The 22037-nt window shown below is 60.8% G+C and carries 25 protein-coding genes; 12 read left to right on the top strand and 13 right to left on the bottom strand.

Annotation, left to right across the window (positions count from 1 at the left end; genetic code table 11):
• Positions 1-96: 96 nt before the first annotated feature.
• From trmB to KBP52_RS20360, 4 genes are all read right to left on the bottom strand, one after another.
• Positions 97-822 carry a tRNA (guanosine(46)-N7)-methyltransferase TrmB gene (gene trmB / locus KBP52_RS20375; protein WP_212620845.1) on the bottom strand — a complete coding sequence of 242 codons (726 nt, stop codon included), beginning with the start codon at positions 820-822 and terminating at the stop codon, positions 97-99.
• A gap of 9 nt (positions 823-831) precedes the next feature.
• Positions 832-1626: a thiazole synthase gene (locus KBP52_RS20370; protein ID WP_212620844.1), complete on the bottom strand. Its 795-nt coding sequence runs from the start codon at positions 1624-1626 to the stop codon at positions 832-834.
• A 60-nt stretch (positions 1627-1686) separates the two neighbouring features.
• Positions 1687-1887 carry a sulfur carrier protein ThiS gene (thiS, locus tag KBP52_RS20365; RefSeq protein ID WP_122604433.1) on the bottom strand — a complete coding sequence of 67 codons (201 nt, stop codon included), beginning with the start codon at positions 1885-1887 and terminating at the stop codon, positions 1687-1689.
• A gap of 71 nt (positions 1888-1958) precedes the next feature.
• Positions 1959-2339 carry a DUF423 domain-containing protein gene (locus tag KBP52_RS20360; RefSeq protein WP_077574908.1) on the bottom strand — a complete coding sequence of 127 codons (381 nt, stop codon included), beginning with the start codon at positions 2337-2339 and terminating at the stop codon, positions 1959-1961.
• Between the two features lie 74 nt (positions 2340-2413).
• Between KBP52_RS20360 and mtgA the strand changes: the two genes are divergently transcribed.
• Positions 2414-3136: a monofunctional biosynthetic peptidoglycan transglycosylase gene (gene mtgA, locus KBP52_RS20355; RefSeq protein ID WP_007913618.1), complete on the top strand. Its 723-nt coding sequence runs from the start codon at positions 2414-2416 to the stop codon at positions 3134-3136.
• A 182-nt stretch (positions 3137-3318) separates the two neighbouring features.
• Here mtgA and rpoH read toward each other — a convergent pair whose 3' ends face one another.
• The 4 genes from rpoH to ftsY form a co-directional block, all read right to left on the bottom strand.
• Positions 3319-4173, bottom strand: coding sequence for an RNA polymerase sigma factor RpoH (gene rpoH, locus KBP52_RS20350; RefSeq protein WP_007913617.1), 855 nt, complete (start codon positions 4171-4173; stop codon positions 3319-3321).
• Positions 4174-4288: 115 nt separating this feature from the next.
• Positions 4289-5314 (bottom strand): permease-like cell division protein FtsX, encoded by a 1026-nt coding sequence (gene ftsX, locus KBP52_RS20345; protein ID WP_077574909.1) that lies wholly within the window; start codon positions 5312-5314, stop codon positions 4289-4291.
• Positions 5311-5982 carry a cell division ATP-binding protein FtsE gene (gene ftsE / locus KBP52_RS20340; protein ID WP_008065082.1) on the bottom strand — a complete coding sequence of 224 codons (672 nt, stop codon included), beginning with the start codon at positions 5980-5982 and terminating at the stop codon, positions 5311-5313. Before ftsE ends, ftsX begins: the two co-directional genes overlap by 4 nt.
• Entirely contained in the window at positions 5979-7529 is a 1551-nt protein-coding gene (ftsY, locus tag KBP52_RS20335) for a signal recognition particle-docking protein FtsY (RefSeq protein ID WP_212620843.1), read from the bottom strand. Before ftsY ends, ftsE begins: the two co-directional genes overlap by 4 nt.
• Here ftsY and KBP52_RS20330 point away from each other — a divergent pair.
• The 6 genes from KBP52_RS20330 to KBP52_RS20305 all read left to right on the top strand — a co-directional run bounded on the left by KBP52_RS20330 (position 7528) and on the right by KBP52_RS20305 (position 13231).
• On the top strand, positions 7528-7722 hold the full coding sequence (locus KBP52_RS20330) for a hypothetical protein (protein ID WP_025112092.1): 195 nt from the start codon (positions 7528-7530) through the stop codon (positions 7720-7722). The genes ftsY and KBP52_RS20330 overlap by 2 nt on opposite strands.
• A 152-nt stretch (positions 7723-7874) precedes the next feature.
• Positions 7875-9230 (top strand): pitrilysin family protein, encoded by a 1356-nt coding sequence (locus KBP52_RS20325; RefSeq protein ID WP_123593592.1) that lies wholly within the window; start codon positions 7875-7877, stop codon positions 9228-9230.
• Complete coding sequence (locus KBP52_RS20320; RefSeq protein ID WP_212620842.1) at positions 9223-10710, top strand: pitrilysin family protein; 1488 nt, start codon at positions 9223-9225, stop codon at positions 10708-10710. The genes KBP52_RS20325 and KBP52_RS20320 overlap by 8 nt, the downstream gene beginning before the upstream one ends.
• Entirely contained in the window at positions 10710-11324 is a 615-nt protein-coding gene (gene rsmD / locus KBP52_RS20315; protein ID WP_116028413.1) for a 16S rRNA (guanine(966)-N(2))-methyltransferase RsmD, read from the top strand. Before KBP52_RS20320 ends, rsmD begins: the two co-directional genes overlap by 1 nt.
• A gap of 63 nt (positions 11325-11387) precedes the next feature.
• Complete coding sequence (locus KBP52_RS20310) at positions 11388-12383, top strand: hydrolase (protein WP_212620841.1); 996 nt, start codon at positions 11388-11390, stop codon at positions 12381-12383.
• Complete coding sequence (locus KBP52_RS20305) at positions 12380-13231, top strand: AraC family transcriptional regulator (RefSeq protein ID WP_212620840.1); 852 nt, start codon at positions 12380-12382, stop codon at positions 13229-13231. Before KBP52_RS20310 ends, KBP52_RS20305 begins: the two co-directional genes overlap by 4 nt.
• Before the next feature lie 98 nt (positions 13232-13329).
• Here the strand turns inward: KBP52_RS20305 and KBP52_RS20300 are convergent, their stop codons facing one another.
• Entirely contained in the window at positions 13330-14184 is an 855-nt protein-coding gene (locus KBP52_RS20300; protein WP_212620839.1) for a sulfurtransferase, read from the bottom strand.
• A 32-nt stretch (positions 14185-14216) separates the two neighbouring features.
• Entirely contained in the window at positions 14217-14888 is a 672-nt protein-coding gene (locus KBP52_RS20295; RefSeq protein ID WP_007913599.1) for a TetR/AcrR family transcriptional regulator, read from the bottom strand.
• Positions 14889-15016: 128 nt separating this feature from the next.
• On the opposite strand from KBP52_RS20295, the gene KBP52_RS20290 reads away from it, so the two are divergent.
• The 5 genes from KBP52_RS20290 to KBP52_RS20270 all read left to right on the top strand — a co-directional run bounded on the left by KBP52_RS20290 (position 15017) and on the right by KBP52_RS20270 (position 19743).
• The gene (locus KBP52_RS20290; protein WP_259698366.1) at positions 15017-16465 is read left to right on the top strand and encodes a coniferyl aldehyde dehydrogenase; all 1449 of its coding nucleotides are present in this window, start codon (positions 15017-15019) and stop codon (positions 16463-16465) included.
• A gap of 29 nt (positions 16466-16494) precedes the next feature.
• Positions 16495-17040, top strand: a complete 546-nt coding sequence (locus tag KBP52_RS20285; RefSeq protein ID WP_212620838.1) for a twin-arginine translocation pathway signal protein — start codon at positions 16495-16497, stop codon at positions 17038-17040.
• A 119-nt stretch (positions 17041-17159) separates the two neighbouring features.
• Positions 17160-18755, top strand: coding sequence for a GMC family oxidoreductase (locus tag KBP52_RS20280; protein WP_212620837.1), 1596 nt, complete (start codon positions 17160-17162; stop codon positions 18753-18755).
• Positions 18756-18870: 115 nt separating this feature from the next.
• Positions 18871-19350, top strand: coding sequence for a pantetheine-phosphate adenylyltransferase (gene coaD / locus KBP52_RS20275; RefSeq protein ID WP_003229157.1), 480 nt, complete (start codon positions 18871-18873; stop codon positions 19348-19350).
• Positions 19351-19491: 141 nt separating this feature from the next.
• On the top strand, positions 19492-19743 hold the full coding sequence (locus tag KBP52_RS20270) for a YfhL family 4Fe-4S dicluster ferredoxin (RefSeq protein ID WP_003195146.1): 252 nt from the start codon (positions 19492-19494) through the stop codon (positions 19741-19743).
• Between the two features lie 124 nt (positions 19744-19867).
• Here the strand turns inward: KBP52_RS20270 and KBP52_RS20265 are convergent, their stop codons facing one another.
• The 3 genes from KBP52_RS20265 to KBP52_RS20255 form a co-directional block, all read right to left on the bottom strand.
• Positions 19868-20191, bottom strand: coding sequence for a multidrug transporter (locus tag KBP52_RS20265; RefSeq protein ID WP_123593586.1), 324 nt, complete (start codon positions 20189-20191; stop codon positions 19868-19870).
• A 69-nt stretch (positions 20192-20260) separates the two neighbouring features.
• Complete coding sequence (gene mutM / locus KBP52_RS20260; protein WP_007913582.1) at positions 20261-21073, bottom strand: bifunctional DNA-formamidopyrimidine glycosylase/DNA-(apurinic or apyrimidinic site) lyase; 813 nt, start codon at positions 21071-21073, stop codon at positions 20261-20263.
• Between the two features lie 12 nt (positions 21074-21085).
• Positions 21086-21898 carry an HDOD domain-containing protein gene (locus KBP52_RS20255; RefSeq protein ID WP_177412531.1) on the bottom strand — a complete coding sequence of 271 codons (813 nt, stop codon included), beginning with the start codon at positions 21896-21898 and terminating at the stop codon, positions 21086-21088.
• Positions 21899-22037: the final 139 nt, after the last annotated feature.

Here is a 22037-nt window from a genome sequence, read left to right as displayed (position 1 = left end):
CCTGCTCGCGATAGCGGTGTGTCAGTCGGCATAAGTACTGACTGATCCACCGCTATCGCGAGCAGGCTCACTCCTACATTGGGTATTGCGTGATGCTTAGGACTGTTTTTCGAACTTCAGATCCCACACGCCATGGCCCAGTCGTTCGCCGCGGCGTTCGAACTTGGTGATTGGGCGTTCGGTCGGGCGTGGCACGCACTTGCCGTCTTCGGCGAGGTTGCGGTAGCCCGGGGCGACGTTCATCACTTCCAGCATGTATTCGGCGTACGGTTCCCAGTCGGTGGCCATGTGCAGAATGCCGCCGACCTTCAACTTGCTGCGCACCAGTTCAGCGAACGAGGCCTGAACGATACGACGCTTGTGGTGACGACTCTTGTGCCACGGATCCGGGAAAAACAGCATCAGGCGATCGAGGCTGTTGTCGGCGATGCAGCGGTTGAGCACTTCGATCGCATCGCAATCGTAGACCCGCAGGTTGGTCAGGCCTTGGGTCAGCACGCCATTGAGCAGCGCGCCAACACCCGGACGGTGAACTTCAACACCGATGAAATCCTGCTCCGGCGCCGCCGCGGCCATTTCCAGCAGCGAGTGGCCCATGCCGAAACCGATCTCCAGCGAGCGCGGCGCTGAACGGCCGAAAATCTGATCGTAATCCACCGGCGCGTCGGCCAGCGGCAGCACGTACAGCGGCGCGCCCTGATCCAGACCGCGTTGCTGGCCTTCGGTCATGCGCCCGGCGCGCATCACGAAACTCTTGATGCGGCGGTGTTGGCGCTCGTCGCCTTCTTCCGTCTGGATAGGCGTGTCGTTCGATTCAGTCATCAATGGCTCTTACTTGATCAGACCATCCAGCGGCGAAGAGGCGCTGGCATAGAGTTTTTTCGGCATACGGCCAGCGAGGTAGGCCAAGCGGCCTGCAACGATGGCGTGTTTCATGGCTTCAGCCATCATCACCGGTTGCTGGGCGTGGGCGATGGCCGAGTTCATCAGCACCGCATCGCAACCCAGTTCCATGGCGATGGTCGCGTCGGACGCAGTGCCGACACCGGCATCGACCAAGACAGGAATCTTGGCTTCTTCAAGGATGATCTGCAGGTTGTACGGGTTGCAGATCCCCAGACCGGAACCGATCAGACCGGCCAGCGGCATCACCGCGATGCAGCCGATTTCTGCCAGTTGCCGGGCGATGATCGGGTCATCGCTGGTGTAGACCATCACGTCGAAACCTTCTTTGACCAGCGTTTCGGCGGCCTTGAGGGTTTCGATGACGTTCGGGAACAGGGTTTTCTGGTCGGCCAGAACTTCCAGCTTCACCAGGTTGTGGCCATCGAGCAGCTCACGGGCCAGGCGGCAGGTGCGCACAGCTTCGATGGCGTCATAGCAACCGGCGGTGTTCGGCAGGAAGGTGTAGCGCTCCGGCGACAGCACGTCGAGCAGGTTCGTCTCGCCTTCGATCTGGCCCAGGTTGGTACGGCGCACGGCGAAGGTGACGATCTCGGCACCCGAGGCTTCGATGGCCTGACGGGTTTCGTCCATGTCACGGTACTTGCCGGTACCGACCAGCAAACGCGACTGGTAAGTACGACCGGCCAGAACAAAAGGCTTGTCGCTACGAACGATGCTCATGGGAAATCCTCTTTAGGAGTGAGGGTCTTGCAGAATTCTGTGCCCTTGCGGGCCGGGCGATCAGCCGCCGCCGATGGCGTGCACCACTTCAACGTTGTCGCCGTCGTTGAGGGTGGTGTCGGCATGCTGGCTGCGCGGGACGATATCCAGATTGAGTTCGACTGCCACCCGGCGTCCAGTCAGCTCCAGACGGGTGATCAGGGCCGCAACGGTCTCGCCGTCGGGCAGTTCAAGGGATTCACCGTTCAACTGAATGCGCATGCGTAACGCCGCCATCATTTTTAGGGGCTGGCATTCTAGCCCGATCATGACCTAAAGGTCAGTACCAAGCGTCAAGCAGTTGGTTGCAAGCGCCAGGCGGCGAGCCCCAGGCAAACCCATCCGGCCAGAAATGCCAGACCACCGAACGGGGTGATGATGCCGAGCTTGCTGATGCCGGTCATGGTCAGCACGTACAGGCTGCCGGAGAACAACAGAATGCCGACGGTGAACGACACGCCGGCCCAAGCAACCAGCCGACCCTGAATCTGCGTGGCCAACAGCGCCACACCAAACAGCGCCAAGGTGTGCACCAGTTGATAGGTCACGCCGGTGTGGAAAATCGCCAGGTACTCGGGTGTCAGGCGATTTTTCAGGCCATGGGCGGCAAATGCGCCCAAAGCGACTCCGGTGAAACCGAAAAAAGCAGCCAGCATCAAAAAGCCACGCAGCATTGGGAACTCCAGTCAGACGCGATCGGCAGGGTCTGTATAATGGCCCGCTCCACCGGTTCGGCCAAGCCATCTCTATGCTGCGTACTATTTTCCGTCGTCTCACGAAGGCCCTGCTCTGGTTCGCCGGTGGCAGCGTTTTGCTGGTGCTGGTGTTTCGCTTCGTGCCGCCGCCGGGTACCGCGCTGATGGTCGAGCGCAAGGTTGAATCCTGGGTCGATGGTGAACCGATTGACCTGCAACGCACGTGGAAGCCTTGGGATGAGATCTCCGACGATCTTAAAGTCGCGGTCATGGCCGGTGAGGATCAGAAGTTTCCCGAGCATTGGGGTTTTGATTTCAGCGCAATCCAAGCTGCACTGGCGCACAACGAGCTCGGCGGCTCGATTCGCGGGGCCAGCACCTTGAGCCAGCAAGTGTCGAAAAACCTGTTTCTGTGGGCCGGTCGCAGCTACCTGCGTAAAGGCCTGGAAGCCTGGTTTACCGCGCTGATCGAAGTATTCTGGCCCAAGCAGCGGATTCTTGAGGTGTACCTGAACAGCGTCGAGTGGGATGACGGGGTGTTTGGCGCCGAAGCCGCAGCCCGCCATCACTTTGGCGTTAGCGCGAAATCGTTGTCACGGCAGCAGGCGAGTTATCTGGCTGCCGTTCTACCCAATCCGCGTGTCTGGAGTGCCAGCCATCCGACCGCTTATGTGTCGCGTCGGGCCGGGTGGATTCGGCAGCAGATGAGTCAGTTGGGTGGGGATAGCTATCTGTTGGGGCTCAATGATTCACGGCGGGCACCGTGGTCTCGATGACACCGAGGATCGAAATGTAGGAGTGAGCCTGCTCGCGATAGCGGTGCATCAGTGACGGCAATGCTGACTGTCACACCGCTATCGCGAGCAGGCTCACTCCTACAATGTTTTGTGTTGAAGCAGAAATGAAAACGCCCCGATCATCGCTGATCGGGGCGTTTTTTTTATTGCCGAGGCGCCGGTTACGCGGCGATCGACAACTTGAGCTTGTTCATCGCGCTCTTCTCGAGCTGACGGATTCGCTCGGCCGACACGTTGTACTTCTGCGCCAGGTCGTGCAGCGTGGCTTTCTCTTCTGCCAGCCAGCGCTGGTAGAGGATGTCACGGCTGCGCTCGTCCAGCACTTCCAGCGCTTCGTGCAGGTTGCTGTTGGAGTTGTCGCTCCAGTCGGCATCTTCCAGTTGACGCGCCGGGTCGTACCGGTGGTCTTCCAGATAGTTGGCCGGCGACTGGAAAGCACTGTCGTCGTCCGCTTCCGCGGCCGGGTCGAAGGCCATGTCATGGCCGGTCAGGCGACTTTCCATCTCGCGCACTTCCCGCGGTTCAACGCCGAGGCTTTCCGCCACACGGTGGACTTCCTCGTTGTTCAGCCACGCCAGACGTTTCTTCTGGCTGCGCAGGTTGAAGAACAGCTTGCGCTGGGCCTTGGTGGTCGCGACTTTCACAATGCGCCAGTTGCGCAGAATGAACTCGTGAATTTCCGCCTTGATCCAGTGCACGGCGAACGACACCAGACGCACACCCATTTCCGGGTTGAAGCGCTTCACGGCCTTCATCAGGCCGACGTTACCTTCCTGGATCAGGTCAGCCTGAGCCAGACCGTAGCCGGAATAGCTACGGGCAATGTGTACGACAAAACGCAGGTGGGCGAGCACCATCTGCCGAGCCGCCCCCAAATCCTGCTCATAGTAGAGACTCTCGGCCAGTTCACGCTCCTGCTCCGGCGTCAGCAATGGAATGCTGTTGACGGTGTGCACGTAAGCTTCCAGGTTCGCACCCGGAACCAACGCATACGCAGGTTGCAAAGAATTGGTCATACGAAAAAACCTCCCACTTACATACTCGTGCCTCTCGGCACTGCGAAAAATTGACCGGGAATTCAAGTGCAAGTTCCCAAAAAAACCGCGAGGTCAATCACGCGCAAAAAAGATTCTACTTCGGCGCCAACTCCCTGAGATGGCGTGCGACTGCAATCCATGCACCGATATAACCCAACAGCACCGCGCCAAGCAAGAGCGACAGACCGTCGGCAACTGGCACTCCGGCCAGCGCGAAATCACTGCCGTACAAGCCGGCCAGTCCAACCACCGCATCGTTCAGCCAGTTCAGGCCGAACGCCAATACACCCCAGGACAACAGTCCCGCACCGAAGCCATACAACGCGCCCATATAAAGGAAGGGACGACGCACATAGCTGTCAGTGCCGCCGACGAGTTTAATCACTTCTATCTCGGTGCGGCGGTTTTCAATATGAAGACGAATGGTATTGCCTATCACCAAAAGTAATGCGGAAACCAAAAGCACCGTCAGACCGAAGACAAAACGATCGCCAAGCTTGAGGATGGCGGCCAGACGCTCGACCCAGACTAGATCAAGTTGCGCCTGTTGTACCTTGGGCAACTCGGAAAGTTTTTGTCTTAATGCTTCCAGCGTTGGCTTGTCGACTTCGTTCGGGGTGACCAGCACCACGCCCGGCAACGGGTTCTCCGGCAGCTCACGCAGGGCTTCGCCCAGTCCGGACTGTTGCTGGAACTCCTCCAGCGCCTGATCGCGACCGACATATTCAGCATCAGCTACGCCGGGCATGCCTTTGATCTGTTCACGCAACGACTCGCCTTGCTCAGGGCTGGCGTCGAGTTGCAGGTACAGTGAAATCTGCGCCGCCCGCTGCCACGAACCGCCAAGACGTTCGACGTTGTTAAGCAACAGCGAAAGCCCCATCGGCAGACTCAGCGCGACCGCCATGACCATGCAGGTGAAGAAGCTGCCAATCGGCTGTTTGCCCAAACGACGCAGGCTGTCGAGCAGGCTGGCGCGATGGCTTTCGACCCAGGCACGGAACAACGTGGCAAAGTCCGGGCCGTCGTCTTCGTCGTGCTTTTTCTTCTTTGGCGGCTGCGGATCGGCGGCCTTCGGGGCCACGCGTTCGGAAACCTTCGGACTGCGTGTGGCACTCATTCGCCGGCCTCCCCGTCGCCAATCAATCGGCCGCGTTGCAGGGTCAGCATGCGGTGACGCATGCGTGCGATCAGCGCCAGGTCGTGACTGGCGATCAGCACGCTGGTGCCCAGACGATTGATGTCTTCGAACACGCCCATGATTTCCGCCGCCAGACGCGGGTCGAGGTTACCGGTCGGTTCGTCCGCCAGCAGCAAGGCCGGACGGTGAACGATGGCGCGAGCAATACCGACACGCTGCTGCTGACCGGTGGACAGGTCGCCCGGATACAGATCGGTTTTATCCGAAAGTGCCACGCGCTCCAGCGCCGAATCGACACGCTTGGCGATTTCGGCTTTGGACAGCCCGAGAATCTGCAGCGGCAAGGCGACGTTGTTGAACACCGTACGATCGAACAGCAACTGGTGATTCTGGAACACCACGCCGATCTGCCGACGCAGGAACGGAATCTGCGCGTTGCTGATAGTGCTCAGGTCTTGCCCGGCCAGCAGCAGTTTGCCGCTGGTCGGACGTTCCATCGCCAGCAACAGGCGCAACAACGTGGATTTACCGGCACCGGAGTGGCCGGTGACAAACAAGAACTCGCCACGACGGACTCGAAAGCTCAGCTCATGCAAGCCGACGTGACCGTTCGGGTAGCGCTTACCGACCTGTTCGAAACGAATCATGAACGCTCCCGCTCGGCAAACAGTGCCTGGACAAAGGGTTCGGCTTCAAAGGTACGCAAGTCGTCGATGCCTTCACCGACGCCAATGTAGCGGATCGGCAGGCCAAACTGCTTGGCCAGGGCGAAAATCACCCCGCCCTTGGCGGTACCGTCGAGTTTGGTCAGCGCCAGACCGGTCAGTTCGACGGTCTGGTTGAATTGCTTGGCCTGGTTGATGGCGTTCTGGCCAGTACCGGCGTCGAGCACCAGCAGCACTTCGTGCGGGGCGTCGGCGTCGAGCTTGCCGATGACCCGGCGAACCTTTTTCAGTTCTTCCATCAGGTTGTCTTTGGTGTGCAGACGACCGGCGGTGTCAGCGATCAATACGTCGATGCCACGGGCCTTGGCGGCCTGCACGGCGTCGAAGATCACCGAAGCCGAGTCGGCGCCGGTGTGCTGAGCGATCACCGGGATCTTGTTGCGCTCGCCCCAGACCTGCAATTGCTCCACAGCGGCGGCGCGGAAGGTGTCACCGGCGGCGAGCATGACTTTCTTGCCTTCCAGTTGCAGCTTCTTCGCCAGTTTGCCAATGGTGGTGGTTTTGCCGGCGCCGTTGACGCCAACCACCAGAATCACGAATGGCTTGTTCTGCGAAACGATCTTCAGCGGTTGTTCCACCGGTTTGAGCATCGCGGCCAGTTCGGCCTGCAGGGATTTGTACAGCGCGTCGGCATCGGCCAGCTCTTTGCGGGCGACCTTCTGGGTCAGGCGCTGGATGATCTGCGTGGTGGCTTCGACACCGACGTCGGCGGTGAGCAGACGGGTTTCGAGGTCATCAAGCAGATCGTCGTCGATGGTTTTACGGCCGAGGAACAGGCTGGCCATGCCCTCGCCGATGCTGGCGCTGGTTTTCGACAGGCCTTGCTTGAGACGGGCGAAGAAACCGGCTTTGGTTTCTTCGGTGCGCGGGGCTTCGACGGGGGCCTCGGCAATCACTTCAACTGGAGTAACAGGAGCAGCGACAACCGGTGCAGGTGCAGGTGCAGGTGCAGGCTCGGGTTGTTGAATGACCGGGGCAACGGGGGCGACAACCACCGGAGCAACAGACTCAGGAACAACAAGTTCAGCAACCACAGGCTCTGCAACAACCGGCGCAGGCTCGACAACCGGTTCAACCACAGGCACCGGCGCCACCTCGGACACAAACGCAGCAGGCGCAGGAATCACTGGCGTAACGTGCGGCGCAGCCTCTTCAACCAACGCCACCGGCTCTTCCGCCACTGGCAAAGTCAGCCACGGCTCGGCCGCCGGGGTCAGCGGCAGTTCAGCCGCCACAGGCGCTTCGGGCTCGGGTTCTGGCTCAACCGGCTGCAGCACCGGCTCGGCAATCGGCAGCACAATCGGTGCCGGCTCTTCTTCTATGACTGGAGCCGGCGCAGGGGCTGGCTCAGGAATCACCGGCGGCTGTTCGACGACGGGTTCCTGCGGTTTCTTACGCAGCCATCCGAACAGGCTTTTCTTCTCGCCAGCCGCAGCTGGGGTCTTCTTGTCGTCGTTGGAACCAAACATGGAGGACGGCTATCTCACGGTAGCGACGCGCCATAAGGGCGCCCCGGCAAATAAATATTCGATGCAGAACAGACTGTGTTTCATCCAGCTTGTTCACGCGCAACATTTTGTCGAGGCGCCACAGGCACCTCAAAGGTCGATTAATACGAAGGACTGGAACGGCATCGTCGGCGAAAACGCAGAGTTTAGCTGACAAACTCAAAGCTTCTTCCGGGAACCCATACAACCTATCGACCGATCAGTGGCTTGATAGGCGTGGCCGCCAGTAAAACGGATCAGTATCCTAGCACCCTCTCGCCCGCTGACGCTAAGACCAAGCGGGCAGCCCAACAGGTTAAAAAACGAATGAATGCTCTAGCCCGCCGCGCCGCAGGCCTGCTGCTCAGCACAGTCTGCCTGCCCCTTTCGGCCTTGGCGGCCGACCCGCAACCGACCCACGAATTCACCCTCGACAACGGCCTCAAGGTCGTCGTGCGCGAAGACCATCGCGCGCCGGTGGTGGTCTCGCAGGTCTGGTACAAGGTTGGTTCCAGCTACGAAACCCCGGGCCAGACCGGTCTGTCCCACGCGCTTGAGCACATGATGTTCAAGGGCAGCGAGAAAGTCGGCCCCGGCGAAGCGTCATTGATCCTTCGCGATCTGGGCGCCGAAGAGAACGCCTTCACCAGCGACGACTTCACCGCTTATTACCAAGTGCTGGCGCGCGACCGTCTGGGCGTAGCCTTTGAACTGGAAGCCGACCGCATGGCCAATCTGCGCCTGCCGGCCGACGAGTTCGCCAAGGAAATCGAAGTCATCAAGGAAGAGCGCCGCTTGCGCACCGATGACAAGCCAATGTCCAAAGCCTACGAGCGCTACAAGGCCATGGCTTACCCGGCCAGCGGCTACCACACGCCGACCATTGGCTGGATGGCCGACCTCGACCGCATGAAGGTCGAAGAACTGCGCCACTGGTACCAATCCTGGTACGTGCCGAACAACGCCACGCTGGTCGTAGTCGGTGACGTTACTCCGGACGAAGTGAAAACCCTCGCCCAGCGCTATTTCGGCCCGATCGCCAAGCGCGACGTGCCACCGGCGAAAAAACCACTGGAATTGGCCGAACCCGGCGAACGCCAGATCACCCTGCATGTGCAAACGCAGCTGCCTAGCTTGATGCTCGGCTTCAACGTACCGAGCATTGCCACCGCTGAAGACAAGCGCTCGGTCAACGCTCTGCGTCTGATCTCGGCGCTGCTCGACGGTGGTTACAGCGGGCGCATCCCGACGCAACTGGAGCGCGGCGAAGAGCTGGTCTCTGGCGGTTCGTCGAGCTACGACGCTTACACCCGTGGCGACAGCCTGTTCACCCTGTCGGCAACCCCGAACACGCAGAAGAAAAAGACCATGGCGCAAGCGGAGGCTGGTCTGTGGAAACTGCTGGAACAGCTGAAAACCACCGCGCCGTCCACCGCAGAACTGGAGCGCGTGCGTGCGCAAGTGATTGCCGGTCTGGTCTTCGAGCGTGATTCGATCACCAGCCAGGCCACGGCGATTGGCCAACTGGAAACCGTCGGTCTGTCGTGGAAGCTGATGGACACCGAACTCGCCGATCTGGAAAGTGTGACCCCGCAAGACATCCAGAACGCCGCCAAGCTGTATTTCACCCGCGAACGTCTCAGCGTCGCCCACGTCCTGCCACTGGAGACGACTCATGAGTAAGCGCAAATCCCCACGCCTGCTGCTTGGCCTGATCGCCGTAGCGGTGATCGGCTCTGCCGCGCTGTACCTGACGCCAGGCGCTGACAGCAATGCCAGCGAAGCCTTGGACAACGCCAAGTCCAGCCAGAAGCTGCAATCACTCACCGAACTCGACGGCAAGGCCCCGGCCAGCCGCAAGCTCGACGTACAGACCTGGAACACCGCCGAGGGCGCCAAGGTGTTGTTCGTCGAAGCCCACGAGCTGCCGATGTTCGACATGCGCCTGATCTTCGCCGCCGGCAGCAGCCAGGACGGCAGCGCGTCGGGGCTGGCGGTGCTGACCAACGCGATGCTCAACGAAGGTGTCGCCGGCAAAGACGTCGGCGCCATCGCTCAGGGCTTTGAAGGCCTGGGTGCGGATTTCGGCAACGGTGCGTTCAAGGACATGGCGCTGGCCTCGCTGCGCAGCCTGAGTGCTGCCGACAAGCGCGAGCCTGCTTTGAAGCTGTTCTCGGAAGTCATCGGCAAACCGACCTTCCCGGCCGACTCGTTCGCGCGCATCAAGAACCAGATGCTCGCCGGTTTCGAATACCAGAAACAGAACCCCGGCAAACTCGCCAGCCTTGAGCTGATGAAGCGTCTGTACGGCGATCACCCGTACGCGCATTCGAGCGACGGCAATCCGCAAAGCGTGCCGAAGATCACCCTCGCGCAATTGCGTGAATTCCACGCCAAGGCCTACGCGGCCGGCAACGTGGTGATCGCGCTGGTCGGCGACCTGTCTCGCACCGAAGCCGAGGCGATTGCCAATCAGGTCTCCTCGGCCCTGCCGAAAGGCCCGGCGCTGGCGAAGATCGCTCAGCCGCAGGAACCGAAAGCCAGCACTGGCCATATCGAATTCCCGTCGAAGCAGACCAACCTGATGCTCGCGCAACTGGGCATCGACCGTGATGACCCGGATTACGCGGCGCTGTCGATGGGCAACCAGATCCTCGGTGGCGGCGGTTTCGGCACGCGCCTGATGAGCGAAGTGCGTGAGAAACGTGGCCTGACCTACGGCGTGTACTCGGCCTTCAGCCCGATGCAGGCACGCGGCCCGTTCATGATCAACCTGCAGACCCGCGCGGAGATGAGCGAAGGCACCCTGAAACTGGTGCAGGACGTGCTCGCCGACTACCTGAAAACCGGGCCGACGCAGAAGGAGCTCGACGACGCTAAACGCGAATTGGCCGGCAGCTTCCCGCTGTCCACCGCGAGTAATGCCGATATCGTCGGCCAACTCGGCGCGATGGGCTTCTATAATCTGCCGCTGAGCTATCTGGACGACTTCATGCGTCAGTCGCAGAGCCTGACCGTGGAGCAAGTCCGCGACGCCCTGAACAAACACTTGAGCACGGACAAAATGGTCATCGTCACCGCTGGCCCGACCGTGCCGCAAAAGCCGTTACCGGCCCCATCTGATAAACCTGCCGAGCAACCGCTCGGGGTTCCGGAGCATTAATGGCGACTCGTACCCCTAAAAAGCCTGCGCATAACGTCCACAACGGCGTGAACCAGTTGCGCATCATTGGCGGCCAATGGCGCAGCCGCAAGCTGAGCTTCCCCGACGCGCCGGGCCTGCGCCCGACGCCGGATCGCGTGCGTGAAACCCTGTTCAACTGGCTCGCACCGTACGTTGAAGGGGCCAAGGTGCTTGATCCGTTCGCCGGCAGCGGCGCGCTGTTTCTCGAAGCGTTGTCGCGTGGCGCCGCCATGGGTCAAGCGCTGGACGCCAGCAACATTGCGGTGTCCAGCCTGAAAGAACACCTCGGCACCCTGCGCTGCACCAACGGTCAGGTACAAACGGCTGATGCCCTGCGTTATCTGGAAACCCAGACCGCCAGTGCGTTCGACCTGGTGTTCCTCGACCCGCCGTTCAACCAGAACCTGCTGCCAACCGTTTGCACCTTGCTCGAAGAGCGTCAGTGGCTGGCGCCCGACTCGTGGATCTACACTGAAAGCGAAACGGCGCCATCGACGCTGGGCCTGCCGGGCAACTGGCGCCTGCACCGCGAACAGAAATCCGGCCGGGTTTACTACGCGCTGTGGCAACGTACGGCAGAGATCGCCGGTTAACCGACCGGCCTGAATATGCGGCGCCCCTTCCAACAGGGTCGCCGCTCTGCATCGAGAACCATCGTGCCCCCTTCGTCAGAACGCTTCACCCCCGCCTTCGGCCTCGGCAATCCGCACCTGCAAACCTTGTGGGGACCGCTGTGGCGCAAAACCGTGCATATCGAGCGTGAACGCGAACGCCTGTGGCTTGAGGATGGCGACTTCCTCGACCTCGACTGGCACGGCCCGCACACCGCCGATGCGCCCCTGGTGCTGGTGCTGCATGGGCTGACCGGCTCTTCCAATTCGCCTTATGTAGCGGGTATCCAAAAGGCCTTGGCCGATCAAGGCTGGGCCAGTGTCGCGCTGAACTGGCGCGGCTGCTCGGGCGAGCCGAATCTGCTCCCGCGCAGCTACCATTCCGGTGCCAGCGAGGACCTCGCCGAAACCATCAAGCACCTGCGCGCGAAACGACCGCTGGCACCGTTGTATGCCGTCGGCTATTCGTTGGGCGGCAACGTGCTGCTCAAACATCTCGGGGAAACCGGTAGCGCCAGTGGCGTACTCGGCGCGGTGGCGGTGTCCGTGCCGTTTCGCCTTGATCAATGCGCCGACCGCATCGGCCAGGGATTTTCCAAGGTCTATCAGGCGCACTTCATGCGCGAGATGGTCGCCTACATCAAGAACAAGCAACGGCAGTTTCAGCATGACGGTCGCGAAGACGGACTCGCCGCGCTGGCAGCCCTTGGTTCGCTGGAAAACATGCGCACCTTCTGGGATTTCGATGGCCGGGTAACCGCGCCATTGCACGGTTTCAATGATGCCGAGGATTACTATCGCCGCGCTTCGAGCCGTTACTTCCTCGGCGAAATCCGCACGCCGACCCTGATCATTCAGGCGGCGGACGATCCGTTCGTGTTCCCGCACAGCTTGCCGCAGGCCAGTGAGCTGTCGGCCTCGACAGCCTTCGAACTGCAGGCACGTGGCGGACATGTCGGCTTCATCGACGGCTCCATTCGTCAGCCCGGCTACTATCTGGAACGACGCATCCCGCAGTGGCTGGCTCGCGTGCCCGCATGAGCGATCAGGGCGAGTCGATCCGTTTCTGGCAAACCGCGCCGCTGGCCGGGGTCGAGTTGCTGTCGGCGCGTTACATCGAGCAGCGCTTTGCACCGCATGTGCACGACGGATTCGTGATCGGCATGATCATGGCCGGCGCCCAGCGTTATCGCTATCGCGGCGCCGAACATCTGGCCGGCAGCGGCACACTGGTGTTGATCAATCCGGACGAGCTGCACACCGGGCACAAGGGCACCGAGGACGGCTGGCTGTATCGGGCGTTTTATCCCGATACCGCGCAAATCGTTTCGCTGCTGGATGAGCTTGAACTGTCTACCAGCAACCTGCCGGCGTTTGGCGCCACGCTGTACCGCGATGCGGATCTGGTCAACGGCTTTGCCCAGTTGCACCGTTTGCTGGAAAGCCCGGCCACCGCGCTGCAACAGCAAACGCTGTGGCGCGAGATGATGTTGCTGCTGTTGCAGCGCCATGCAGCGGTGCCGGTGCCCGGTCGGGCTGGCAAGGAACACCGCGCGGTGCTGTTGGGCAAAGAACTGCTGCACGCACAACTGGCAGCGCCACCGTCACTGGAAGAGCTGGCAGCGGCGGTCAATCTGTCGCCGTTCCATTTCGCCCGGGTGTTCCGCCGCGCCACCGGCATGCCGCCGCACAGCTGGCTGATGCAGCAACGCATCGCTCAGGCGCGCGCACTTCTGCAACACGGCTGCCTGCCCGTGGAGGTCGCCACACAATTGGGTTTTGCCGACCAGAGCCACTTGAGTCGGCAGTTCAAGCAGGCTTATGGCGTCGGACCCGCCGCGTACCGCAGCGCCCGACAATTTCCTTCAGACAACGCCGTTCCCTTGTAGGAGTGAGCCTGCTCGCGATAGCGGTGTGTCAGTAAAGGTAAAGGTGACTGACACACCGCTATCGCGAGCAGGCTCACTCCTACAGGGATGTGTGGTGACTATTCGCCAGTGGCGATGCCGCGAGCCGGTTCGTTGATCCATTCGCTCCACGACCCGGCATACAACGATCCGAGCGGATAACCCGCCAGACACAATGCAAACAGGTTGTGACACGCCGTCACGCCAGAACCGCAATAAGCAACCAGATCCGCTGGCGAACGCTCGCCGAGCTTCGCAGCAAAACGCTGCTTGAGCTGATCCGCCGGCAGGAATCGCCCATCGCTGCCGAGGTTGTCGGTGAATGCCGCGCATTGCGCGCCAGGAATGTGCCCGGCAATCGGATCGATCGGCTCAACTTCACCCTTGAATCGCGGCAAAGCCCGAGCATCAATCAAGGTCAACGCAGGTTGGCCAAGACGCTTTTGCAATTTTTCGGCGCTGATCAGCAGGCTCAGATCCGCCTGACCACTGAAACTACCGCGACTGACCGTCGGCGCATCCAGGCTCAGCGGCAGCCCCGCCGCATGCCACGCCTTGAGCCCGCCATCGAGAATGAACACGCCATCGCGCTTGCCCAGCCACGCCAGCAACCACCACGCCCGCGCCGCGTAGGCACCGGGACCGTCATCGTACAAAACCACGTCGCTGTCAGCGTTGATGCCCCACGCTTGCAGCCGCTCGATCAACGCCGCCGGCTCGGGCAACGGGTGACGGCCAGTCACGCCTTTGACCACTTTACCGCTGAGGTCTCGCTCAAGATCGGCGAAGCTCGCCCCGGCAATGTGCCCTTCTGCATAGCTGCGCTGACCGTAGTCCGGGTCTTCGAGGGCAAAACGACAATCGAGAATCACCAGCCCCGGCTGCGCCTTGCGGGCATCCAGTGCTTCGGGGCTGATCAGTTGCGCAATCGGCATAACGGGCTCCTGGGGGATTTCAACAGAACGGTTTATTTCACGTCTTCAAGGGCCTGGGCCAGCGGCACGTAGAACTCCTCGAACAACGCATTGACCTCGTCTCGCGCCTGCTCGGTGACAAATCCAGCTTCCAGCACCAGCACCTGATACACGCCACGTTTAATGGCTTGTTCACTGAGGTGGTTGGAGTTTTCGCGGGTGGTGCACAGGAAGCGCACCCACGACGTCAGGATGATCCAGGCATTGAGGGTCAGGGATTCGATCTGCACGCGATCCATGTCGAGGATCCCGGCAGCGACGAAACCTTCGTAGATCGCCGCGCCCTGAATCACGCAGCGCTGGGAAAAGCGCCGATAACGGGCGGCCAGTTCCGGATCGCTGTCGAGCAGATGCTCCAGATCGCGGTGCAGAAAACGGTAGCGCCACATCGCCGAGAGCAGTTCCTTGAGATAGAAACGCTTGTCCTCGACCGTCGCCGCGCGCCCCTGCGGTGGGCGCAGGAAGCTGTCCACGAGGCTTTCGTACTCACTGAACAAGACGGCGATGATCGCCTGCTTGTTGGGGAAGTGGTAGTACAGATTGCCCGGAGAAATCTCCATGTGGGCGGCAATGTGATTGGTGCTGATGCTGCGCTCGCCCTGCTGATTGAACAGCTCAAGGCTGTTCAGCACGATACGCTCGCTGGTTTTTATTCGTGGGGCCATGGCTTGAGCTTTAATTCAGAGTGCGTTGGGGGGCATCTTACGACCTAACCGGAAATGGATAAAACAATGCTGTGCAAGGAAGTCATTTGACTTTCTAGAGCATAGACTCTAAAAAGTTCATCACTACAATAAATCCGGAGCAGACCATGACTGCCGACATTGCTTACCTGCAAACGCTGCAACAACCGCTGGCCGAGCTGGACCGGTTGTTCGAGGCGCAGCGGGCCGCGTATGCCGCCAATCCGATGCCACCCGCCGCCCAGCGTCAGCAATGGCTCAAGGCACTGAGTGATTTGCTCAGCAACGAGCGTCAGGCATTGATCGCGGCGATCAGCTCCGATTTCAGTCACCGCAGCGCCGATGAAACCCTCCTCGCCGAGCTGATGCCGAGCCTGCACGGCATTCACTACGCCAGCCGCCATCTCAAAGGCTGGATGAAAGCTTCGCGGCGCAAGGTCGGCATGGCGTTCCAGCCTGCTTCGGCAAAAGTGGTCTATCAGCCACTCGGCGTGGTTGGCGTCATCGTGCCGTGGAATTACCCGTTGTATCTGGCGGTTGGCCCGCTGGTCGGCGCCTTGGCGGCGGGCAACCGGGTGATGCTCAAACTCAGCGAATCGACCCCGGCCACCGGCTTGCTGATGAAAGAGTTGCTGGCGCGAATTTTCCCCGAAGACCTGGTCTGCGTGGTGCTCGGTGAAGCCGACATCGGCGTGGCGTTTTCCCGTTTGCGCTTCGATCACTTGCTGTTCACCGGCGCCACCAGCATCGGCAAACACGTGATGCGTGCCGCCGCCGAAAACCTCACCCCGGTGACACTGGAACTGGGCGGCAAATCGCCGGCCATCGTCTCCCGCGACGTACCGCTCAAGGATGCCGCCGAGCGCATCGCCTTCGGCAAAACCCTCAACGCCGGGCAGACCTGCGTCGCCCCGGATTACGTGCTGGTCCCGGAAGACCGGGTCGGTGGCTTCGTCGAAGCCTATCGCCAGGCGGTGCAGGGTTTTTACCCGACACTGACCGACAATCCGGACTACACGGCGATCATCAACGAACGCCAATTGGCGCGGCTCAACGGCTACGTCAGCGACGCGACCAGCAAGGGCGCGCTGTTGATTCCGCTGTTCGAACAGGGCCAGGGCCGACGCATGCCGCACAGTGTGCTGCTGAATGTCAGCGACGAGATGACCGTGATGCAGGACGAAATCTTCGGCCCGCTGCTGCCGATCGTGCCGTATCAGGATCTCGAGCAGGCATTTGCTTACATCAATCAGCGGCCACGTCCTCTGGCTCTTTACTACTTTGGCTACGACAAACGCGAACAGAACCGGGTGCTGCACCAAACCCATTCCGGCGGCGTGTGCCTGAACGACACGTTGCTGCATGTCGCTCAGGACGATATGCCGTTCGGCGGTATCGGCGCTTCGGGCATGGGCCACTACCACGGTCACGAAGGCTTCCTGACCTTCAGCAAAGCCAAAGGCGTGCTGATCAAACAGCGGTTCAACGCCGCCCGACTGATTTACCCGCCTTACGGCACATCGATTCAGAAACTGATCCAGAAGCTGTTCATTCGCTAAACCTTCGTCACCGCCGGGTAATAAAAATAATGCACCCAAGCCTGACCGAAACACCCGCACTGTCGCGCCGTGGCCTGCTGAAGTTCAGCCTCGGCGCCACGGCGTTTCTCGCCACCGCCGGACTCGGCGCCAGCCTCAGCGGCTGCTCGTCGAGCGTCGCGGCCAACGGTTTTGTCTCGTTGCGTGACGGCGATCTGCTGTTTCTGCGCGCACTGATTCCGGTGATGCTCGACGGCGCCGTGGTGGCCGAAAAGATGCCGGCCGCTGTCGATGGCACGCTCAAGTCGCTGGACTACAGCCTTAATCACCTGTCGCCGGAAATGCTCAAACTCACCCGGCAGCTGTTCGACGTCCTCGGCATGGCGGTGACGCGCGGGCCACTCACCGGGATCTGGGGCAGTTGGGAAAATGCCAGTGCCGAAGCCATGCGGCATTTTCTTGATCGTTGGGAAAACAGCTCGTTGAGCCTGCTGCGCATGGGGCATAGCTCGCTGCAGCAGATGGTGATGATGGCCTGGTATACCCGCGCAGAATCGTGGGCGCATTGCGGCTATCCCGGCCCGCCTTCGGTCTGAGACCGAGTCGCACCTATCGCGAGCAGGCTCACTCCTACAGGGGGTCGCATTCCAAATGTAGGAGTGAGCCTGCTCGCGATGAGGCCCGCCAGAACAACAAAAACAAGAGAACCTGACCGATGCCCGTACCCGACCCGTTCCGCGAAGGCCTCGCCCGAGGCTGGAAAACCTACAACGGCGCACAGTTGAGCGACGACCTCACCCTTGAGGCCGACGTGGCGATCATCGGCAGCGGCGCCGGTGGCGGCACCACGGCGGAAATCCTCAGCGCTGCCGGCTACAAAGTCCTGCTGATCGAAGAAGGCCCACTGAAAACCAGCTCCGATTTCAAAATGCTTGAAGACCAGGCCTATAGCAGCCTCTATCAGGAAGGCATCGGCCGCATGAGCAAGGACGGCGCGATCACCATCCTGCAGGGGCGCGCGGTCGGTGGTACCACGCTGATCAACTGGACATCGAGTTTCCGCACCCCGGAGCCGACCCTCGAGCACTGGGCCAAAGAACACAACGTCAAAGGCCATAGCCCCGCCGAGATGGCGCCGTGGTTCGAGAAAATGGAACAACGCCTCGGCGTCGCGCCGTGGATGGTCCCGCCCAATGCCAACAACGATGTGATCCGCAAAGGCTGCGAACACCTCGGTTACAGCTGGCACGTGATCCCGCGCAATGTGCGCGGCTGCTGGAACCTCGGCTATTGCGGCATGGGCTGCCCGACCAACGCCAAGCAATCGATGATGGTCACGACCATTCCGGCGACCCTGGAAAAGGGCGGCGAGCTGCTTTATCTCGCTCGCGCGGAGAAACTGCTGATCAACGGCGACAAAGTCACTGGCCTGCAATGCGTGGCGATGGATGAGCGCTGCGTCGAACCGACCGGGCGCACGATCAGCGTCAAGGCGCGGCATTACGTATTGGCCGGCGGTGGTATCAACAGCCCGGCGCTGTTGCTGCGTTCGGACGCTCCGGACCCGCATAAAACCCTGGGGAAACGTACCTTCCTGCACCCGGTGAACATGTCCGCCGCGCGCTTCGACGAAGTCATCAACCCGTTTTACGGGGCGCCGCAGTCAATCTATTCCGACCATTTCCAGTGGAAGGACGGCACCACCGGGCCGATGGCCTTCAAACTTGAAGTACCACCGCTGCACCCGGCACTGGCGGCCACCCTGCTCGGCGGCTTTGGCGAGGAAAGCGCGCAACACATGGCTGACCTGCCACACACCCACGCCATGCTGGCCTTGCTGCGTGATGGATTTCACCCGGACAGCACGGGCGGTGCAGTCGAATTACGTGGCGATGGTTCGCCGGTGCTCGACTATCAGGTTTCGCCCTACGCCTGGGAAGGCCTGCGCCGGGCCTTTCAGGTCATGGCCGAAATCCAGTTCGCCGGCGGTGCGAAATCGGTAATGCCGATGCACGCCGACGCCCGTTACGTAAAAACTTTGGCCGAAGCGCGCACGCTGATCGACGGTTTGAGCCTTGAGCTGTACCGCACTCGGTTGGGCAGCGCGCATGTCATGGGCGGCTGCGCGATGGGCGAAGACCCGAAAAGCGCGGTCACCGACAGTCTCGGACGGCATCATCAACTGGCTAATCTGTCGATCCACGACGGCTCGCTGTTCCCCACCAGCATTGGCGCCAACCCGCAGCTGTCGGTGTATGGCCTCACTGCGCAACTGGCGACATCCCTCGTCGATCGGCTGAGAAACCCGTGAAAAAACCGATTATTGCCATCGTCTATAGTGCTTTCTTACCCAACAGGCGACTTGGCCGACCGGGACGGCTGCGATACCATCCGACTCCCCAACGGACTCCCGCCAGGACGACGCGATGAACCGAGTGTTGTACCCAGGTACCTTCGACCCTATTACCAAGGGCCATGGCGATCTGGTCGAACGCGCCTCGCGCCTGTTCGACCACGTGATCATTGCGGTCGCTGCCAGCCCGAAGAAAAACCCGCTGTTCCCGCTGGAACAACGGGTCGAACTGGCTCGCGAGGTCACCAAACACCTGCCGAACGTGGAAGTGGTCGGCTTCTCGACACTGCTGGCGCATTTCGCCAAAGAGCAGAACGCCAACGTGTTCCTGCGTGGTTTGCGTGCGGTGTCGGACTTCGAATACGAATTCCAGCTGGCCAACATGAACCGCCAGTTGGCCCCGGATGTGGAGAGTCTGTTTCTCACCCCGTCCGAGCGTTATTCGTTCATTTCCTCGACGCTGGTACGGGAAATTGCTGCGCTGGGCGGCGATATCAGCAAGTTCGTCCACCCGGCCGTGGCTGACGCGCTGACCCTACGCTTTAAAAAGTAGGAGCTGCCGAAGGCTCGGGCTGCGATCCTGGCTGTTGATTACAGCCCTTGATCGCAGCAGCGTGCACTGCGCGCGCCAATGCGGCACAATTGCGCGCATTGATTTATAGCGCCCGGGCCTGCCGCCCCGGCTGGAGTTAGCATGTCCCTGATCATCACCGACGATTGCATCAACTGCGACGTCTGCGAACCCGAGTGCCCGAACGCCGCCATCTCCCAGGGCGAAGAGATCTACGTGATCGACCCCAACCTGTGCACCCAGTGCGTCGGCCACTACGACGAACCACAGTGCCAACAGGTCTGCCCGGTGGATTGCATTCCGCTGGACGAGGCGCATCCGGAGACTGAAGAACAGTTGATGGAGAAGTACCGCAAGATTACCGGCAAGGCCTGATTTTTCAGCGCCTGTACCGACGCCATCGCGAGCAGGCTCACTCCTACATTGGAACGCATTTCAATTGTAGGAGTGAGCCTGCTCGCGATGAGGCCGTCAGCCTCACAGTTAAACCCTGATCAGCTCACTCGCGCTGCTCAAACCCTTCCCCGATACACCCCAGGCACCGCACAAAAGCGGCCTTCGCCGGATCGACCACCAACGCCTGCCCGGCATCGCCAATCCCGCCACCCAGTGCGGTAAACGGCAACGACACGACAAACGCCCCCGCACCGATCACCGTCGCCACCACCAATAAAGGTCGGGCAATCAGCAAGTCGCCGATCATCGCGTAGGCCGGTGGATTCTGGATGGTGTAGCGCGGGTCACCGCTGCCGTTTTCCGTGGCCTGAACAGCCAGACTGGAACACAGCAGCAGCGCAGCAAAGAGGGCTTGCAAGGATTTCATGGCACGATCCTTCGGGCTGAACAGTGAGACAACTCACTATAGACCGTAGGACTTTTTCAGCTTTTTGCCTCAGCTCTGGCAGCGCGGGCAGAACACACTGGCACGCTGGCCCAGCTTCACTTCCCGCAGCCCGGTGCCACAGACCTTGCAGTGTTCGCCGCCACGGCCATAGACAAACAGCTCCTGCTGGAAATAACCCGGCTGACCGTCACCGCCGATGAAATCACGCAACGTCGTACCGCCTCGCTCAATGGCAGCGGCAAGAATGCGTTTGATCTCGATCGCCAGTTTCAGGTATCGCCCCCGGGAAATCCCTCCCGCCTCGCGACGCGGGTCGATCCCGGCAGCAAACAGCGCTTCGGTCGCGTAGATATTGCCGACGCCCACGACCACTGCGTTGTCCATGATGAACGGCTTGACCGCCATCGAACGCCCGCGCGACAGCTGGAACAAGCGCTCGCCATCGAACAGATCGGTCAGTGGTTCCGGGCCGAGACGAATCAGCAGTTCATGATTGAGTGGATCATTGCTCCACAACATCGCGCCGAACCGTCGCGGATCGGTGTAGCGCAGGGCCAGCCCCGATTCCAGCTCGATATCGACATGTTCATGCTTGAGCGCCGGCAAGCCGACCTCGACCAGACGCAAGTTGCCCGACATGCCCAAATGACTGATCAACGTGCCGACTTCGGCGTTGATCAACAGGTACTTGGCACGACGCTCGACCAGCACGATGCGCTGCCCCGACAGGCGCACATCGAGGTCTTCCGGGATCGGCCAGCGCAGGCGCCGATCACGCACGATCACCCGACTGACGCGCTGGCCTTCCAGATGCGGAGCAATCCCGCGACGGGTGGTTTCGACTTCCGGCAGTTCAGGCATAGCGTCCTCGAATCAATGCGCGCCGAGGTCGCGGATCGTTTGTTTGAGGGTTTCGAAGTCGTAATCCGACAGCCCTACATAGTCGAGTACCAACGGCCCGACGGCGTTCCATTCGAAATCTTCGGTCTGGTTGCCCAGCACGCGATACGAAGCGCAAATGTGTTCGGCCATTTTCAGGATCGCCAGCAGGTTTTTCATCTGGCTGTTGCGCGAAGACTCATCGCTGAAAATTGCCAAGGCGTTGTGGTGATTGGCGATCGCCGCACTGACGTGTTCCGGCAAGCGCCAGGACTTGGCGGTGTAGTAGCCGACCACGGCGTGGTTGGTGTTGAACTCGCTGTTCTCAGTGTCCACTACGCGACATTCGGCGCCGGCATTGGCGTAGGCCTTTTCCAGAACCGTCATGTAATTGGGGAACCGCTGCAACATCAACGGCACGCCGCAATCGTGGAACAGACCCAAGGCGTAAGCCTCGTCGCCGGCTTGAGTACCGATACGTTTGGCCAGCGTCAGACAGGTCATCGCCACGTCCTGGGCGGTGTCCCAGAAACGGTTGAGGGTGACGATGGTGTCGTCGTTCATCTCGCCCTTGATCGACTGCGCGTTGATCAGGTTGATGATCGATCGGCTGCCCAGCAGGTTCACTGCGCGCTGAATCGAGGTGATCTTGTTGCTCAGACCGTAATACGGCGAGTTGACGATTTTCAGCAGCGAGCCGGACAACCCTGGATCCTGGGCGATCAGTTTGGCGATCACCTCCAGGTCGGGGTCGGGCATGTACTGCTCCATTTGCAGATCCACCATGATCTGCGGTTGCGCAGGCACACTGATGCCTTGCAGCGATTGTTGAATCTGTTCGGTGGTCAGCTCTTGGGACATAAGTACACACTCTGGGACAGGCGGCGATTCTAACCTCTAAAAACCGCGCGACGACACACCAGTGGGCAATTGTCAGGAACTTTCA

The sequence above is a fragment of the Pseudomonas sp. SCA2728.1_7 genome, from assembly GCF_018138145.1.
Lineage (GTDB): Bacteria > Pseudomonadota > Gammaproteobacteria > Pseudomonadales > Pseudomonadaceae > Aquipseudomonas > Aquipseudomonas koreensis_A.
This window is presented reverse-complemented; position numbering and strand designations above follow the sequence as displayed.

Bases quoted from the DNA above. Each gene is read 5' to 3' on its own strand.
- mutM (WP_007913582.1), bottom strand. From the start codon at position 21,073: ATGCCTGAACTGCCGGAAGTCGAAACCACCCGTCGCGGGATTGCTCCG.
- mtgA (WP_007913618.1), top strand. From the start codon at position 2,414: ATGCTGCGTACTATTTTCCGTCGTCTCACGAAGGCCCTGCTCTGGTTC.
- ftsX (WP_077574909.1), bottom strand. From the start codon at position 5,314: ATGAGTGCCACACGCAGTCCGAAGGTTTCCGAACGCGTGGCCCCGAAG.
- rpoH (WP_007913617.1), bottom strand. From the start codon at position 4,173: ATGACCAATTCTTTGCAACCTGCGTATGCGTTGGTTCCGGGTGCGAAC.
- KBP52_RS20295 (WP_007913599.1), bottom strand. From the start codon at position 14,888: ATGGCCCCACGAATAAAAACCAGCGAGCGTATCGTGCTGAACAGCCTT.
- KBP52_RS20300 (WP_212620839.1), bottom strand. From the start codon at position 14,184: ATGCCGATTGCGCAACTGATCAGCCCCGAAGCACTGGATGCCCGCAAG.
- KBP52_RS20305 (WP_212620840.1), top strand. From the start codon at position 12,380: ATGAGCGATCAGGGCGAGTCGATCCGTTTCTGGCAAACCGCGCCGCTG.
- KBP52_RS20265 (WP_123593586.1), bottom strand. From the start codon at position 20,191: ATGAAATCCTTGCAAGCCCTCTTTGCTGCGCTGCTGCTGTGTTCCAGT.
- KBP52_RS20285 (WP_212620838.1), top strand. From the start codon at position 16,495: ATGCACCCAAGCCTGACCGAAACACCCGCACTGTCGCGCCGTGGCCTG.
- ftsE (WP_008065082.1), bottom strand. From the start codon at position 5,982: ATGATTCGTTTCGAACAGGTCGGTAAGCGCTACCCGAACGGTCACGTC.
- ftsY (WP_212620843.1), bottom strand. From the start codon at position 7,529: ATGTTTGGTTCCAACGACGACAAGAAGACCCCAGCTGCGGCTGGCGAG.
- thiS (WP_122604433.1), bottom strand. From the start codon at position 1,887: ATGCGCATTCAGTTGAACGGTGAATCCCTTGAACTGCCCGACGGCGAG.
- KBP52_RS20330 (WP_025112092.1), top strand. From the start codon at position 7,528: ATGGAGGACGGCTATCTCACGGTAGCGACGCGCCATAAGGGCGCCCCG.
- trmB (WP_212620845.1), bottom strand. From the start codon at position 822: ATGACTGAATCGAACGACACGCCTATCCAGACGGAAGAAGGCGACGAG.
- KBP52_RS20325 (WP_123593592.1), top strand. From the start codon at position 7,875: ATGAATGCTCTAGCCCGCCGCGCCGCAGGCCTGCTGCTCAGCACAGTC.
- KBP52_RS20270 (WP_003195146.1), top strand. From the start codon at position 19,492: ATGTCCCTGATCATCACCGACGATTGCATCAACTGCGACGTCTGCGAA.
- KBP52_RS20370 (WP_212620844.1), bottom strand. From the start codon at position 1,626: ATGAGCATCGTTCGTAGCGACAAGCCTTTTGTTCTGGCCGGTCGTACT.
- rsmD (WP_116028413.1), top strand. From the start codon at position 10,710: ATGGCGACTCGTACCCCTAAAAAGCCTGCGCATAACGTCCACAACGGC.
- coaD (WP_003229157.1), top strand. From the start codon at position 18,871: ATGAACCGAGTGTTGTACCCAGGTACCTTCGACCCTATTACCAAGGGC.
- KBP52_RS20320 (WP_212620842.1), top strand. From the start codon at position 9,223: ATGAGTAAGCGCAAATCCCCACGCCTGCTGCTTGGCCTGATCGCCGTA.
- KBP52_RS20360 (WP_077574908.1), bottom strand. From the start codon at position 2,339: ATGCTGCGTGGCTTTTTGATGCTGGCTGCTTTTTTCGGTTTCACCGGA.
- KBP52_RS20280 (WP_212620837.1), top strand. From the start codon at position 17,160: ATGCCCGTACCCGACCCGTTCCGCGAAGGCCTCGCCCGAGGCTGGAAA.